A 14,618-nucleotide genomic window follows, 5' to 3' on the forward strand; every position below is an offset into this window, starting at 1 on the left:
CGGTCGAGGTCCACGTCGCCGGCTGGCACGGCCGGCACCTCTGGGAGACGCTGCTGGAGGCCGGCGAGCGGTTCAGGATCACGCCGTACGGGACCGGGACCATGGACGTGCTCCGCGCCGAGAAGGGCTTCATCATCGTCGGCCAGGACACCGACGGCTCGATGACCCCGGACGACTTGAACATGAGCTGGTGCGTGGGCCGCAACAAGCCGTTCTCCTGGATCGGCCTGCGTGGCATGAACCGTGCGGACTGCGTGCGCGACAACCGCAAGCAGCTGGTCGGCCTGAAGCCTGTGGACCCCACCAAGTGGCTGCCTGAAGGCGCCCAGCTGGTGTTCGATCCCAAGCAGCCGATCCCGATGGACATGGTCGGGCACGTCACCTCCAGCTACCTGGCCAACTCCCTGGGCTATTCGTTCGCCATGGGCGTGGTCAAGGGTGGTCTCAAGCGCATCGGTGAGCGGGTGTACTCGCCGCAGGTCGATGGCAGCGTGATCGAGGCAGAGATCTGTTCGTCGGTGTTCTTCGATCCGAAGGGTGAGCAGCAGAACGTCTGAGGCCGGACCTGGGAGCGGGCTTGCCCGCTCCTGCAGGATCGCCGCCGTTCTGAACTAGAGAATTCAAGGCAGGTAACAAATGAGCGCTACCAACGTCTACCAGCAAAATCCCGGCGCCGCCGTGAAAACCGAGTCGCCGCTGCACCATGCCGACCTGTCGAGCCTGATCGGCAAGGGCCGCAAGAACGCAGGCGTGACCCTGCGCGAGAAGAAATTCCTCGGTCACCTGACCATCCGTGGCAACGGCCACGACGCGGCTTTCGCCAGCGGCGTCGCCAAGGCCCTGGGCCTGGAACTGCCCGTTGCCCTGACCGTGGTCGCCAACGGTGACACGTCGCTGCAATGGGTCGGTCCTGATGAATGGCTGCTGATCGTCCCGGCCGGGCAGGAGTTCGAGGCCGAGCAAAAGCTGCGCGCTGCCCTTGAAGGCCAGCACATCCAGGTGGTCAACGTCAGCGGCGGGCAAAGCCTGCTGGAGCTGCGCGGCCCCAACGTGCGCGATGTGCTGATGAAGTCCACCAGCTACGATGTGCACCCTAACAACTTCCCGGTCGGCAAGGCTGTCGGCACCGTGTTCGCCAAGTCGCAGCTGGTGATCCGCCGTACGGCCGAAGACACCTGGGAGCTGGTGATCCGCCGCAGTTTCTCCGACTACTGGTGGCTGTGGCTGCAGGACGCTTCGGCCGAATACGGCCTGAGCATCGAAGCCTAGGAGCGCACCTCATGAGCCGAGCACCGGACACCTGGATCCTCACCGCCGATTGCCCGAGCCTGCTCGGTACCGTCGACGTGGTCACGCGGTTTCTCTACGAGCAGCGTTGCTACGTCACGGAGCACCATTCCTTCGATGACCGCCTGTCGGGGCGCTTCTTCATTCGCGTGGAGTTTCGCCAGCCGGATGATTTCGACGAGGCGGGTTTCCGGGCCGGCCTTGCCGAACGCAGTGATGCGTTCGGCATGACCTTCGAGCTGACCGCGCCCAATCACCGCCCCAAGGTGGTGATCATGGTGTCCAAGGCTGACCATTGTCTGAACGACCTGCTGTACCGCCAGCGCATCGGCCAGCTGGCCATGGACGTGGTCGCGGTGGTGTCCAACCATCCTGATCTCGAGCCCCTGGCCCACTGGCACCGCATTCCCTACTACCACTTTGCCCTTGATCCCAAGGACAAGCCGGCGCAGGAGCGCAAGGTGTTGCAGGTGATCGAGGACACCGGCGCGGAGCTGGTGATCCTTGCGCGCTACATGCAAGTGCTGTCGCCGGAGCTGTGCCGCAAGCTTGATGGCTGGGCGATCAATATCCATCACTCGCTGTTGCCTGGGTTCAAGGGCGCCAAGCCCTATCACCAGGCGTACAACAAGGGCGTCAAGATGGTGGGTGCCACGGCGCACTACATCAACAACGACCTGGACGAAGGGCCGATCATCGCCCAGGGCGTCGAGGTGGTCGATCACAGTCATTATCCCGAGGATCTGATCGCCAAGGGCCGCGACATCGAAGGGCTGACCCTGGCCCGGGCGGTGGGGTACCACATCGAGCGGCGGGTGTTCCTGAACGCCAACCGGACGGTGGTTCTCTAGGCACCGCAGTGCCCCATTCGCTGGCAAGTCGGGGCGCCGAACCGCAGCTCCCACCGGTACAGCAGTGATCGCCAGCGCGCCGCTGAACCTGTGGGAGCAACTGTCTTCAACCGGGTTACTCATACCTCTCGGCCCGGTATGGCCGAACCCCGTGGGAGCAACTGTCTTAAACCAGGTTATTATTCCTCTCGGCCCGGCATCGCCGGGCCCTGTGGGAGCGTGCCTTGTGCCGCGATGGGCCGCGCAGCGGCCCCAAAATCGCATAGCCGCTGCAAAAACATCTGAATGCCCTAGATGTTCCCGTCACCACCCCCCCAAACGCTAATAGACAAGTCACTGTCGCATCCAGCCACGCCCACCCCCCGCAACAAGCCGACAATTCCTCCATTCCAGTCCCCAATGCAGCCCAGGACGGGCGGCGCTTCCACCACCGCTGCATAACTACAAATCAAGCGAGGTAAGAGCATGTCTGGCAATCGTGGAGTGGTGTATCTCGGCTCCGGAAAAGTCGAAGTACAAAAGATCGACTACCCCAAAATGCAAGACCCCCGCGGCAAGAAGATCGAGCACGGGGTGATCCTCAAGGTGGTGTCCACCAACATCTGCGGCTCCGACCAGCACATGGTCCGCGGCCGCACCACTGCCCAGGTCGGCCTGGTGCTAGGCCATGAAATCACCGGCGAAATCATCGAGAAGGGACGCGATGTGGAGCGCCTGCAGATCGGTGATCTGGTCTCGGTGCCGTTCAACGTCGCGTGCGGGCGTTGCCGCTCCTGCAAGGAACAGCACACCGGCGTCTGCCTGACCGTGAACCCGGCCCGTCCCGGCGGCGCCTACGGCTACGTCGACATGGGCGACTGGACCGGCGGCCAGGCCGAATACGTGCTGGTGCCCTATGCCGATTTCAACCTGCTGAAACTGCCCAACCGCGACAAGGCCATGGAGAAGATCCGTGACCTGACCTGCCTCTCCGACATCCTGCCGACCGGTTACCACGGTGCCGTCACCGCAGGCGTCGGGCCAGGCAGCACGGTGTATGTCGCAGGCGCCGGCCCGGTTGGCCTGGCCGCCGCTGCTTCCGCCCGCCTGCTGGGCGCTGCCGTGGTCATCGTCGGCGACCTCAACCCCGCCCGCCTGGCCCACGCCAAGTCCCAGGGCTTCGAAGTGGTCGACCTGTCCCAGGACACCCCGCTGCACGAGCAGATCGCCAACCTGCTGGGCGAGCCGGAAGTGGACTGCGCCATCGACGCCGTTGGTTTCGAGGCGCGCGGCCATGGCCACGAGGGCGTCAAGCACGAAGCCCCGGCCACCGTGCTCAACTCGCTGATGCAGGTGACCCGCGTGGCCGGCAAGATCGGCATCCCCGGTCTGTACGTGACCGAAGACCCGGGCGCCGCCGATGCCGCCGCCAAGCTCGGTGCGCTGAGCATCCGCTTTGGCCTTGGCTGGGCCAAATCGCACAGCTTCCACACTGGCCAGACGCCGACCATGAAGTACAACCGCCAGCTGATGCAGGCGATCATGTGGGACCGCATCAACATCGCCGAAGTGGTGGGCGTGCAGGTGATCAGCCTGGACCAGGCGCCGCAGGGCTATGGCGAGTTTGATGCAGGGGTGCCGAAGAAGTTTGTGATCGATCCGCACAAGACGTTCAGCGCGGCTTGATGTGATAGATACATGCCCCCCGTTGCGGGGGCATGTTCTTGTTTTGAGCGTGCTCAGTCGGGGCTAGTGCTTCTGATCCTGGAAACGGCAGGGTCGACCTTGTTCGACTTCGCCCAGTAACGCTCGCCACGCGCTATCAATTCCTTGTTCTTGTCGAAGAGCTCCGAAATCCTGCCCGCATAGTCCAGAGAAGGCGCATGCGGTTGTTGCTTCAATTTCGCAAGCACCGACATTTGCGCCCGGTTGCGCTGGAACTCGAACATGTCCATAAGCGGTACATGCACGATATCAAGTGAACTTTGCGGGTGTCGGAACACCTCCGCGACCCGTACATGCGTTCGTCCCTCGGCTACCGGGTTGTCTGCCGCCACGGTACGGGGAGGCTGGAGCTTTTTGCTGATCAGGGAATCGCGATAGCTGTAATCTTTTAGCGCTGGCTTGATCCAGGAGCCTGCCGCGACTGCGCCGTTTTTTGATGTTTGCATCATTTGACCGTTACGCAGATAAACCCGCATATGCCCGGAAGGATCGCCGTGGTTGACCGGATCATCCGTACAGTAGGCATAAGCGTTGACACCGCCATCGCCGAACGGGCTCAGGCTGTCGGGTGCATTGAATCTCATTGTAGAGGGGCTGTAGGCACGGTAACCGTTACCCAGCAGATAAGTTGCCGTGGCCGGGTCCTTTGGTTGTCCGTTGAAACCGAGCAGAGCACTTTCTGACACTGGCGGCGGTTCATGGCCGTACGGGGTGTAGCAATGGGACTCGGCGCCCATTGAGCTATTTACACGCAGAACGGAGCCTTGTGCATCGGTTTGCATGACCCTGGTGAGTTGTTTGTCCTCACCTTCAGTGTGCAGCTCGGCCAGGGGCTGATTCTGATGGCGCAGAATCGACTGGTTTCGACCGGCCTGTGCAACGGTGGTCAGCTTGTCGCCTTGGTAGAACAAGGTTCGGGAAGTTCGGGTTGTGCTCATTGCGTGTATTTTCACTCCGCGGGGGCTTGGGCAGGACGGTAGGGCAACTAATGTCTGGTTCCGGGCAAGCTGGCGCAACTGGTAGGAGTGCCAGGTCTCGTTTGCCTGGCTGGGCAGGTAGGCACACTTGCTCGGGGTGCAGGAGCGGGCCCAAAGACAGGCTGATGCTGCGCAGTCCGTGTGACCGCATCAACATCGCCGAAGTGGTGGGCGTGCAGGTGATAAGCCTGGACCAGGCGCCGCAGGGGTATGGCGAGTTCGATGAAGGGGTGCTGAAGAAGTTTGTGATCGATCCGCACAAGACGTTCAGTGCGGCGTGAGATGAGTGAGAGCAAAGCCCTTTATGAAGGGCTTTGTTTCTTGCTATTCAGTTAGAGGCGGGGGTCTGCTTTCTACCCTGTCCTCCTAGATCAGGAAGAGCGCGCCCTTATGTGTTCAGCTCTCGCCGTAAGGGCAGCGAGCTCCTCCGTCAGATGATCCGGTATAGACCCAAATACGCGTGTCATGTACCTCATATCCGCGCGAACAATGACCATGCGCTGCTCAAATGCTTGAAGTCTTCGAGCAGCAACGGCAGGGCTTGGAGTCGTGGCCGAAACTGCCTTTGCGTTCCAGGACTCATAAGCGGGGGGGCTGGTGATGGAGGATGGTACTTTCCAGGCCCATACATTTGCGCCGTCTGCAGGTTGTGAAACCGAAAGAGCTATTGTGCGCTCTTTTTCTCCTGGTATCTGAGAGTAAGACGGAGGGGTTTTGCCCGGAAAACGCGAAGTAGCAGGCATCGCTTTGCTGGGGTGATAGAGAGGAGGTGCGTCCAGGCTCTGGGTGGGTGGACTGCCAAAAGATTCTACTACGTAGCCTGGCCGGGTTTTTTCCAGATATCTAACCTGCCTTCTGTTGTTTCGCCTGAGCAAAATTTGACTGACGCCCGCATGCCCCGTTGGGTCTAGCATATTCATCGGGTCGCCCAAGCAGTAGGCATAACTGTTCAGTCCACCTGCTCCGAAGGGGCTAAAACTGTCTGATGCCTGAAACCTCATTGTCACAGGGTTGTAGGCTCGATAGCCGTTGCCCAGCAAATAGTTATGAGTGATAGGATCTGGGTACTCCCCATTGAAGTTCAATAGGGATGTTTCGCTAGCTGCAGATGAGTCATGCCCATAAGCGGTATAGCTGAATTCCATTCCGCCCTGATCGCTCTGAGCCTGCATTACGGATCCTTGGGCATCAGTGGCAAGTAGCTTTGAATTGCGCTGCTCATTTGGATTGATTTCGGCCAAGGCCTGTTCCTTGGTACGGAAGATTGCACGGCTCTGTGAGCCTTGAAGGTGCATGTGCAAGTGGTTGCCCTGATAAAAATACAGTGTGCTGCTCTCATTACTTTTCATTCTCTGTCATACCTCATACCGGCGACTGTCTTGCGGATCTGATTGCAGCCAGTTTCTGCGTCCGGAGGAAGTTAACGCAACTGACAGAAATATCAGGTGACATTCAGTCCCGGGGTTTACACCGGGCCAGGGAGGCTTTAATCCGGACTCTCGCAGCGCTTCGAAACATTTATTTACTGTGCAGGAAGGGGTGCATGGAAATATCCTACGCGCTCTGTCGACTCCCTTCTGATTGCCCCGGGTAGCCTGTCCTACTAGTCTCGCTGGGTCGCTGTAGGTTCAGCGATCGGGTGTGGAAACCCGGGTGTCAATCAAGGATCCTGTCGTTATGGCAGCTGTGCGCGGGAGGCCTCATGGCCTGCCGGGGTACCTTGATGACCTGGTTTTCCACCCCGCGTACAGTTGCCACCCTTCGTGTGGAAACGGTGGTGGCAGCTTCATGCTCATCAAGGAATCCTCATGAAGAAGATCGTCCCAGACCCACCCGAAGACCTGCACACCAAATTCGAGCTACCCCCCGGCCAGTCCCTCTCCGCTGCCATCTTCCAGGGCCTGGTGCCCATCGAGGAGGTGCTGATGAACCTTTGTCATTACCTGATATTTGCCTACAACGATGCCTTCCATGCCCATCAGGCCGCTGCTGATGAGCAGGTGGAGAAATTGCTGACGGTGAGCATGCAGAACATCGAGATCGCGCTTGGGCAGGCGGATGCGCTGGTTGGCGCGTTGCGGCAGTCGCCGGACTCGGCGTTCTTCTCAGAGACATAGCGCGCACGGGTGCATTCAGGCGCTGCAAAAAACTGGGGGCGCCTGCAGTGTTCCCTGCAACGACCGCGTGAACCGGTCATCCTGCGCCCCGGCGAGGGCTCCGCCCTCGTTTCGCGGCACAAGGCACGCTTCCACAGGGCCCGGCGATGCCGGGCCGGGGGCTGTGAGTATCTAGGTAGAAGACAGTTCTCCCACAAGAGCTGGCGAGGCCAGCATCCGTTGGATGCCCGCCCAGCGCAGCTGGCGTTGTGGGAGCGCGCCTTGTGCCGCGATCGAGGGCGAAGCCCTCGCCGGGCCAAAGCATTTTCAGGCTCTGCGGTGTCGGCAGGTATCCAATTGGTTCTGCGTCGCTCATGCGATCTTGGGGCCGCTGCGCAGCCCATCGCGGGACAAGCCCGCTCCCACAGACAGACAGTTGCCCCCAGGATAACCGAGCTGGCCATGCCAGCTCTTGAACTGACATGAAACCATCGACGGCCGGGCCGGAACATTCGTGATTGGACCCAGTCCAACACCTCGTTTTCCCTGGCCACAACGGCCGAAGAGGTCTCTTCCAATGAAAGCATTCACCCTGGCAACCCTGATGACCTTGGCCGCGAGCCCGGTCTTCGCCTTCAACCTCAACGATGCGGCCAATGCCGTTTCCGCCATGCAGGGCCAGAACAAGCAGGGCGCCGCCGTGCAGGCGCCAGAGGCCTCGGCCAACCTGCTCAATACACTGGGCAGCCAGCTGAACGTCACCCCCGAGCAGGCCGTGGGCGGCGCCGGGGCGATGCTGGGCCTGGCGCGCAACAACCTGAGCGATGCCGACTACTCACAGCTGACCAAGGCCGTGCCGGGCCTGGACGTGATTTCCGGAGCCAACGCGCTGGGCGGGCTGAACGGGCTGGGCGAGCTGCTGGGCAAGAACAACGAAAGCACCTCGGCATTGAGCAATGCGCTGGGCAACGTCGAAGACCGCAGCGACCTGAACAACGCCTTCAGCGCGCTGGGCATGGATACGGGGATGATCGGGCAGTTCGCGCCGCTGATCCTGCAGTATCTGGGACAGCAGGGCATTGCAGGTTCGTTGCTGCAAAGCCTGGATAGCTTGTGGGGCACACCGGCTACCACGGCCACCCCGCCTTCGGTGTAGGGTGCGGCGCCGAGACTTCGAGAGCATCCTCGAAGTCCGGCGTCTGTACGTGATTTTAGCGGGATGGAACCGTACTTAGAGGTCGTCCAGATCTACAGGAACGGATTCGTCACTCGATCGGGTCTTGGCTATCTCAGCCAGGTAAAGATCGTCTAGACGCTCCATCATCGCTTCATACGAATCGTCGGAGATCTCTACGACGGCGTCGAGAAGATTGCGCATGACAACGCTCCGAATCAGCAGTGGTTCCCGGACTTATACGCTGGGTCTGTGCAAAGGGCAAAAGGTCTCATCGCAACTCAGCCCGCAACACCTCGATCCGCTCATCCTTCTCCCGCCACAGCTGGTTCACCCAGCCCTGCACCCTCTGCCGGAACTCCGGGTCGCTTTCGTAATCCCCAGCCCACAACGCCGGATCCAGCTCACGCACCTGGATATCGATGATCACCCGGGGAATGCTGCCGTTGAGCAGATCCCAGAACCCGGGCGCCTTGTCGCCGGGGTAGACAATGGTCACATCAAGCAACGCATCGAGCTGCTCGCCCAGCGCGGCCAGCACGAACGCGACGCCGCCGGCCTTGGGCTTGAGCAGGTGGCGAAACGGTGACTGCTGTTCGCGGTGCTTGGCCTCGGTGAAGCGGGTGCCTTCCAGGTAATTGACCACGGTGACCGGCTGACGCTTGAACAGCTCGCAGGCGGCCTTGGTGATCTCCAGGTCCTGGCCCTTGAGATGCGGGTTCTTCTCGAGGAAGGCCTTGCTGTAGCGCTTCATGAAGGGGTAATCCAGCCCCCACCAGGCCAGGCCCAGCAGCGGCACCCAGATCAGCTCCTTCTTGAGGAAGAACTTGAAGAACGGCGTGCGCCGGTTGAGGCTTTCGATCAGCGCGGGGATATCGACCCAGCTCTGGTGGTTGCTCACGGCCAGGTAGGAGGTGTCCTTGCGCAGGGTATCGACACCGCGGATGTCCCACTGGGTAGGAATGCACAGGGCGAAAATCAGCTTGTCGACCTCGGCCCAGCTTTCCGCCATCCACATCACCCCAGCAGAGGCATAGACGCGGTAGCGGCTGGGCAGCACGAGCTTGAGCAGGGCGAAGACCAGCAGCGGACCGATCATCACGAGGGTGTTGAGCAGCAGCAGGAGGGTCACGAAGGTGCCGGTAAGCAGGCGACGCATAGGTAGACTCTTGTCGTGGGATTTAAACGTGGGGCAATGATAAGCAGCGCTTGTTCCTACGCCAAACGCCGTGGCTCGAGTGGGCCGAACAAATGTTTCACGGTGTGTGGCGTATGGTTGAACGTCGAACCTCTGCTGGCCGCGCAGTCTAACCACTGACTCAATTCAAGGAAGCGTCCCCTGTGAAATCTTTGCTCGCACTGTTGTCGCTGCTGGCCATGCCGGTCATGGCCGCCGATCCGACCCTCTACGGGCGGTACGAATACATCAAGCTGCCGGAGATCGGCGAGACCCTCAAGGCCAAGATGGACACCGGCGCGCTGACCGCCTCGCTGTCGGCCAAGGACATCGAGCGGTTCACCCGTGACGGTGAGGATTGGGTGCGGTTCCGCCTCGCCACCAAGGATGGCGACGGCAAGGTCTACGAACACAAGGTGTCCCGGATCAGCAAGATCAAGAGCCGGTCCGACGAGGATGAAGACGGCGAAGGCGCTGAAGTGGCCAAGCGGCCGGTGGTTGACCTGGAACTGTGCCTGGGCGACCAGAAGCGCACCGTCGAGGTCAATCTTACTGACCGCAGCAGCTTCAACTACCCGCTGCTGATTGGCGCCAAGGCGCTGCGCGAGTTCAAGGCCGCGGTGAACCCCGCCCGCCGCTTCACGGCCGACAAGCCTGAGTGCTGAACACCCAGGCACTCCCCCAGCGGGGCTTAATTGCCTTGCAGGCTAGGTGGCATGCACACGCCAGTGCCGCCAATGCCGCAGTACCCTTCAGGGTTCTTCGCCAGGTACTGCTGGTGATACGCCTCGGCGAAATACACGGTCGGCGCCTGGGCGATCTCGGTGCTGATCTCGCCGAAGCCGGCCTTGGACAGCTCATCCTGGTAGGCCGCCTTGCTGGCTTCGGCGGCCTGCAGCTGCTCCGGCGAGGTGCAGTAGATGGCCGAACGGTACTGGGTGCCGATGTCGTTGCCCTGGCGCATGCCCTGGGTCGGGTTGTGCAGCTCCCAGAACATCGCCAGCAGCTCCTTGTAGCTGACCTTGTCCTTGTCGAACACCACCAGCACCACTTCGGTGTGGCCGGTCAGGCCTGAACAGACTTCTTCGTAGGTAGGGTTGGGGGTGAAGCCCCCGGCATAGCCGACCACGGTGCTGACCACGCCTTCACGCTGCCAGAAGCGCCGCTCGGCGCCCCAGAAGCAGCCCAGGCCGAAGATCGCGAAGTCGATGCTGCCCTCGAAGAACGGGCCGAGCAGCGGGGTGCCTTCGAATACGTAATGCATCTCGGGCAGGGTCATCGGGGTTTCGCGGCCAGGCAGGGCCTGTTCCGCGGTGGGCAAAACGTTTTTGTTCACCAGGATTTCCGAACGCAGGACCATGGCCGTTCCTCTGTTGTCAGGTGGATAAGAGACAGACCGGTAGTGTGCCCGAGTGTTTCGCCGCTGTCAGGCTACCGGCCCACGCGGGTAGCGCCGCAGCCGCTCGACCAGCTCGCGTCCGGGGATCGGCTTGTCGAACAGGTAGCCCTGGCCTACGTCGCAGCGATGGCGGCGCAGAAAGGCCAGCTGGGCGGGGGTCTCGATGCCTTCGGCGACCACCTTGAGCTTGAGGTTGTGGGCCATGGCCACAACGGCCGAGGTGATCTCCATGTCGTCCTGGTTGTCGGGGATCTCGTTGATGAAGCTGCGATCGATCTTGATGATGTCGATCGGAAACTTCTTCAGGTAGCTCAGCGACGAGTAACCCGTACCGAAATCGTCCATGGCCAGGGTCAGGCCCAACTGCTTGAGCTCATCGAGCTGGCGGTGGGTGTCCTCGGTGGCTTCGAGCAGCAGGCCTTCGGTGAGCTCCAGTTCGAGCAGGTTCGGCGGCAGGCCTTCTTCCTTGATGATGCTGGCGATCGAGGCCACCAGTTCGGGATCGGAGAACTGCTTGGGCGACAGGTTGATCGCCACCTGCAGCTCGCCCAGGCCCGCCTCGCGAAGTTCCAGGCTCATGCGGCACGACTGGCGCACCACCCATTTGCCGATCGGGATGATCAGGCCGGTTTCCTCGGCCACGCTGATGAACTGGTCGGGACGGATCATCCCGCGCTCGGGATGGTTCCAGCGCAGCAGCGCCTCAAGGCCCAGCAAGCGCCCGGTGCGCAGGCACAGCTTGGGCTGGTAGAACACCTCCAGCTCGTTCTGGCTGAGGGCGCGGCGCAGGTTGTTCTCGACGAACAGCTTGTAGCTGGCCTCGGCATTGAGCACTTCGGTGAACACCTGTACCTGGTGCTTGCCGTTGGCCTTGGCCTTGTGCAGGGCGAGGCCCGCGTTCTTCATCAGGGTCTGCGGGTCGCGGCCATGCACCGGCGCGCAGGCCAGCCCCACGGAGGCGGTGACGTTGATCAGCTGGTTGTCGACGAACATCGGCTTGTCGAGGGTGTGCAGCAGTTGCTGGGCGACGTGCTGGCCATCCTCGAGCGAGGTGTGCTCCAGCAGCACCGCGAACTCGTTGCTGGCAAAGCGCGCCAGGCTGCCGCCAGCGCTCAGGCTGTTGCGCAGGCGCCGGGCCAGGCTGACCAGCAGCTTGTCGCCGGTGTGGTGGCCCAGGCTGTCGTTGATCCGCTTGAAATTGTCGATGTCCACCAGCAACAGGCTGATCGGGCTCTCGTCGCCGGTGGCGAAGCGCTCGTCGAGGTTGCGGATGAACGCGGGACGGTTGCCCAGGTTGGTCAGGTTGTCGGTGTAGGCCAGCCGCTCGATACGCTGCTGGGCCAGCTTGCTCTGGGTCACGTCTTCGTAGATGCCGATGTAGTGGGTCAGTTCGCGGTTGTCCCCATACACCTTTGATATCGACAGCTGGCCCCAGTAGGGCTCCAGGTTCTTGCGCCGGCTGCGGAACTCACCTTGCCAGCTGTTGCCCATCGCAAGGCTCGAAGGTGAGTCGAACAGCAGCTCGCTGAGGTTTTCCAGCGCCGGGAGTTCGCCCAGGTGACGGCCCTGGACCTCATCGGTGCTGTACTGGGTGATCGCGGTGAAGCTCGGGTTGACGTACTCCACCACGCCGTCGCGGTTGACCAGCAGGAAGGCATTGGCGCTTTGCTCCACCGCCCGCTGGAACAGGTACAGCGCGCTGGTGGCGGTGCGCCGGTTGTGGTTGTTGATGACCTGGGCGAACTGATCGGCCAGCTCGCCGGCGAAGGCGATCTCGTCAGCCTGCCAGGCCCGCGACGAGCCGGTGTGTTCGAGGCACAGCACACCGACCACCTGGCCGTCGACGCGGATGCTGGCATCGAGCATGGCATTGCTTTGGGTGCTGAACAGGCTGTCCGCCATGTCACGGGTGCGCGGGTCTTCGCCGGCATCGTGGGCATCGATGGCGCGGCTGGTGTGCAGGGCGTCGAGGTAGTCAGGGAACAGGCTGGCGTCTATCGCTTGCGGCAGGCGGTACTCCTGCGTGCTGCGGTAATAGGCCGAGATCGGCTCCAGGCGCTGGTCATACAGGTACCAGATGCTGGCGCAGTCGATGCGATAGATCTCGCAGGCGCTGCGGGTGATCAGCTCGGCGGCCTCGAGCAGCGAGTTGCTGGCACTGTAGCGCTGGCGCGCCAGGCGCAGGATCAGGTCTTGTTGGGCGCGGACACGCTCCAGATGCTCGAGTTGCTCCTGCTGGGCGCGCTGGTTGAGCTGCAGGGCGATTTGCAGGCGATTGTTGCGGTTCTCGAGCTCGCTGGCGGCGAGGTCGGGAGCCTCTTCGAGCGTGTCATCCAGCGTGGTCAGGTAGCCACGCAGCAGATGCCGGTTGTGCTGCTTGTACGGCTCGCCGGTCTCCAGCAGCCGCAGCGTGCCATCGGCCACGTGCAGGGTGTAGCGCACCAGGTAGTACGAACGCAGGGCCAGTTGCGCCTGGATCTCGTCGTGCAGTTTGTAGCGGGCCTCGGGCTCCATCAGGCTGGCATAGGGCGAGCCGAGCAGGGCGCAGAGCTCAGAGGCAGGCAGGCCGAAGTGCCGCTCGCAGTTGGGGTCCAGGTACAGCATGGCCCAGCTGGCTTCATTCAGCCGTTCGAAGCGCAGCATGCCGAGCCGCGAAGGCACGGGCAACTGCGTCACGACCTCGGCTACCAGTCGGCTGGCAGCATCGGGATGGCTTTTCATCGAAGGCTCGCTTGAAGAGGACGGTTGGCGCTGGCCATGCAAAGGCCAGCAACGCGTTCGGGCAAGGTTGCATCAAGTCCCCCGGGCCTGACAAGCAGAAGTGCAGGGGAGGTGATACCGGTGTATCGGCAGGGGGCAGGTTTTCTGTAGGACATATCGAGGCGGCCCCCGCAGGCATAAAAAAACCCCGCTCATTGGCGGGGTTGAGGTACGAGCGTGGCAGCTCGAAAAAAGCTCCTGCCTTCCGAAGAAGGCAGGGGTGCGGCCGTTACAGCAGCATGGTGCGGATATCGGTCAGCAGGTCGCCCAGGCGCTTGGTGAAGCGCGCGGCTGCTGCGCCGTTGATCACGCGGTGATCGTAGGACAGCGACAGCGGCAGCATCAGCTTGGGCTGGAAGGCCTTGCCGTCCCAGACAGGCTGGATGGTGGCCTTGCTCACACCCAGGATCGCCACTTCAGGCGCGTTGACGATCGGCGTGAAGCCGGTGCCGCCAATGTGACCGAGGCTGGAGATGGTGAAGCAGGCGCCTTGCATGTCGTCGGCCGACAGCTTCTTGGTACGCGCCTTTTCGGCCAGGGCCGCCGCTTCGCCCGCCAGTTGCAGCAGGCTCTTCTGGTCGACGTTCTTGATCACCGGCACCAGCAGGCCATCCGGGGTGTCCACGGCGAAGCCGATGTTCACGTACTTCTTGCGGATGATCGCCTTGCCGCTCGGGGCGAGCGAACTGTTGAAGTCCGGCAGCTCCTTGAGCAGATGGGCGGATGCCTTGAGCAGCAGTGGCAGGACGGTCAGCTTGACGCCAGCCTTTTCGGCCACGGCCTTCTGCGAAACGCGGAAGGCTTCGAGCTCGGTGATGTCGGCCGAGTCGAACTGGGTGACGTGCGGCACGTTCAGCCAGCTGCGGTGCAGGTTGGCGGCGCCGACCTGCATCAGGCGAGTCAGGGCGACTTCCTCGACTTCGCCGAAACGGCTGAAGTCGACGGCCGGGATCGGCGGGATACCCGCGCCACCGGTAGCGCCGGCGGCAGCGGCCGGTGCTTCCTTGGCCTTCTGCATCATGGCCTTGACGTAGACCTGCACGTCTTCTTTCAGGATGCGGCCGTGCGGGCCGGTGGCCGAGACGGCGCCCAGCTCGACGCCGAACTCACGGGCCAGCTGACGCACGGCCGGGCCGGCGTGAACCTTGGCGTTGCTGCCAGCCGCTGGCGCGGTGGCGGCGGGTGCGGCGGCT

14 protein-coding genes and 1 pseudogene are annotated in these 14,618 nt (G+C 62.2%); 8 read left to right on the top strand and 7 right to left on the bottom strand.

Features of this window, described 5'->3' with window-relative positions:
• From VJS90_RS20035 to fdhA, 4 genes are all read left to right on the top strand, one after another.
• On the top strand, positions 1 to 557 hold a 557-nt coding region (locus VJS90_RS20035; RefSeq protein ID WP_324123371.1), incomplete at its 5' end, for a glycine cleavage T C-terminal barrel domain-containing protein.
• A 79-nt stretch (positions 558 to 636) separates the two neighbouring features.
• Positions 637 to 1,269, top strand: a complete 633-nt coding sequence (locus VJS90_RS20040; RefSeq protein WP_324123372.1) for a sarcosine oxidase subunit gamma — start codon at positions 637 to 639, stop codon at positions 1,267 to 1,269.
• Positions 1,270 to 1,280: 11 nt separating this feature from the next.
• Positions 1,281 to 2,138, top strand: a complete 858-nt coding sequence (gene purU, locus VJS90_RS20045; RefSeq protein WP_324123373.1) for a formyltetrahydrofolate deformylase — start codon at positions 1,281 to 1,283, stop codon at positions 2,136 to 2,138.
• A 465-nt stretch (positions 2,139 to 2,603) separates the two neighbouring features.
• On the top strand, positions 2,604 to 3,803 hold the full coding sequence (gene fdhA, locus VJS90_RS20050) for a formaldehyde dehydrogenase, glutathione-independent (protein WP_324123374.1): 1,200 nt from the start codon (positions 2,604 to 2,606) through the stop codon (positions 3,801 to 3,803).
• Between the two features lie 53 nt (positions 3,804 to 3,856).
• Here the strand turns inward: fdhA and VJS90_RS20055 are convergent, their stop codons facing one another.
• A complete protein-coding gene (locus VJS90_RS20055) occupies positions 3,857 to 4,780 on the bottom strand; it encodes an RHS repeat-associated core domain-containing protein (RefSeq protein ID WP_324123375.1) in 924 nt (307 codons plus the stop codon).
• 179 nt (positions 4,781 to 4,959) lie between these two features.
• On the opposite strand from VJS90_RS20055, the pseudogene VJS90_RS20060 reads away from it, so the two are divergent.
• Positions 4,960 to 5,100, top strand: a pseudogene (locus VJS90_RS20060) (formaldehyde dehydrogenase, glutathione-independent); the annotation flags it as partial.
• 90 nt (positions 5,101 to 5,190) lie between these two features.
• On the opposite strand, the gene VJS90_RS20065 reads toward VJS90_RS20060, so the two are convergent.
• A complete protein-coding gene (locus VJS90_RS20065) occupies positions 5,191 to 6,168 on the bottom strand; it encodes an RHS repeat-associated core domain-containing protein (RefSeq protein ID WP_324123376.1) in 978 nt (325 codons plus the stop codon).
• Positions 6,169 to 6,627: 459 nt separating this feature from the next.
• Here VJS90_RS20065 and VJS90_RS20070 point away from each other — a divergent pair, with 459 nt between their 5' ends.
• The gene (locus VJS90_RS20070) at positions 6,628 to 6,936 is read left to right on the top strand and encodes a hypothetical protein (RefSeq protein ID WP_324123377.1); all 309 of its coding nucleotides are present in this window, start codon (positions 6,628 to 6,630) and stop codon (positions 6,934 to 6,936) included.
• A 556-nt stretch (positions 6,937 to 7,492) separates the two neighbouring features.
• Positions 7,493 to 8,071 (top strand): DUF2780 domain-containing protein, encoded by a 579-nt coding sequence (locus VJS90_RS20075; RefSeq protein ID WP_324123378.1) that lies wholly within the window; start codon positions 7,493 to 7,495, stop codon positions 8,069 to 8,071.
• Positions 8,072 to 8,146: 75 nt separating this feature from the next.
• On the opposite strand, the gene VJS90_RS20080 is transcribed toward VJS90_RS20075, so the two are convergent.
• Both VJS90_RS20080 and VJS90_RS20085 read right to left on the bottom strand, forming a co-directional pair.
• On the bottom strand, positions 8,147 to 8,293 hold the full coding sequence (locus tag VJS90_RS20080) for a hypothetical protein (RefSeq protein ID WP_324123379.1): 147 nt from the start codon (positions 8,291 to 8,293) through the stop codon (positions 8,147 to 8,149).
• A gap of 67 nt (positions 8,294 to 8,360) precedes the next feature.
• Complete coding sequence (locus tag VJS90_RS20085) at positions 8,361 to 9,248, bottom strand: acyltransferase (RefSeq protein WP_324123380.1); 888 nt, start codon at positions 9,246 to 9,248, stop codon at positions 8,361 to 8,363.
• Between the two features lie 182 nt (positions 9,249 to 9,430).
• Between VJS90_RS20085 and VJS90_RS20090 the strand changes: the two genes are divergently transcribed.
• Positions 9,431 to 9,931, top strand: a complete 501-nt coding sequence (locus VJS90_RS20090; protein ID WP_324123381.1) for an ATP-dependent zinc protease — start codon at positions 9,431 to 9,433, stop codon at positions 9,929 to 9,931.
• 26 nt (positions 9,932 to 9,957) lie between these two features.
• Here VJS90_RS20090 and msrA read toward each other — a convergent pair whose 3' ends face one another.
• The 3 genes from msrA to VJS90_RS20105 all read right to left on the bottom strand — a co-directional run.
• Positions 9,958 to 10,626 (bottom strand): peptide-methionine (S)-S-oxide reductase MsrA, encoded by a 669-nt coding sequence (gene msrA / locus VJS90_RS20095; RefSeq protein WP_324123382.1) that lies wholly within the window; start codon positions 10,624 to 10,626, stop codon positions 9,958 to 9,960.
• 66 nt (positions 10,627 to 10,692) lie between these two features.
• Positions 10,693 to 13,386: a sensor domain-containing protein gene (locus tag VJS90_RS20100; protein WP_324123383.1), complete on the bottom strand. Its 2,694-nt coding sequence runs from the start codon at positions 13,384 to 13,386 to the stop codon at positions 10,693 to 10,695.
• 268 nt (positions 13,387 to 13,654) lie between these two features.
• The coding region (locus tag VJS90_RS20105) for a 2-oxo acid dehydrogenase subunit E2 (protein ID WP_324123384.1) at positions 13,655 to 14,618 on the bottom strand (964 nt) is incomplete at its 5' end.

The organism is Pseudomonas sp. (assembly GCF_035277045.1).
In the GTDB taxonomy this organism is placed as follows: domain Bacteria; phylum Pseudomonadota; class Gammaproteobacteria; order Pseudomonadales; family Pseudomonadaceae; genus Aquipseudomonas.

Bases quoted from the DNA above. Each gene is read 5' to 3' on its own strand.
- msrA (WP_324123382.1), bottom strand. From the start codon at position 10,626: ATGGTCCTGCGTTCGGAAATCCTGGTGAACAAAAACGTTTTGCCCACC.
- VJS90_RS20065 (WP_324123376.1), bottom strand. From the start codon at position 6,168: ATGAAAAGTAATGAGAGCAGCACACTGTATTTTTATCAGGGCAACCAC.
- VJS90_RS20075 (WP_324123378.1), top strand. From the start codon at position 7,493: ATGAAAGCATTCACCCTGGCAACCCTGATGACCTTGGCCGCGAGCCCG.
- VJS90_RS20040 (WP_324123372.1), top strand. From the start codon at position 637: ATGAGCGCTACCAACGTCTACCAGCAAAATCCCGGCGCCGCCGTGAAA.
- fdhA (WP_324123374.1), top strand. From the start codon at position 2,604: ATGTCTGGCAATCGTGGAGTGGTGTATCTCGGCTCCGGAAAAGTCGAA.
- VJS90_RS20080 (WP_324123379.1), bottom strand. From the start codon at position 8,293: ATGCGCAATCTTCTCGACGCCGTCGTAGAGATCTCCGACGATTCGTAT.
- purU (WP_324123373.1), top strand. From the start codon at position 1,281: ATGAGCCGAGCACCGGACACCTGGATCCTCACCGCCGATTGCCCGAGC.
- VJS90_RS20055 (WP_324123375.1), bottom strand. From the start codon at position 4,780: ATGAGCACAACCCGAACTTCCCGAACCTTGTTCTACCAAGGCGACAAG.
- VJS90_RS20085 (WP_324123380.1), bottom strand. From the start codon at position 9,248: ATGCGTCGCCTGCTTACCGGCACCTTCGTGACCCTCCTGCTGCTGCTC.
- VJS90_RS20100 (WP_324123383.1), bottom strand. From the start codon at position 13,386: ATGAAAAGCCATCCCGATGCTGCCAGCCGACTGGTAGCCGAGGTCGTG.
- VJS90_RS20070 (WP_324123377.1), top strand. From the start codon at position 6,628: ATGAAGAAGATCGTCCCAGACCCACCCGAAGACCTGCACACCAAATTC.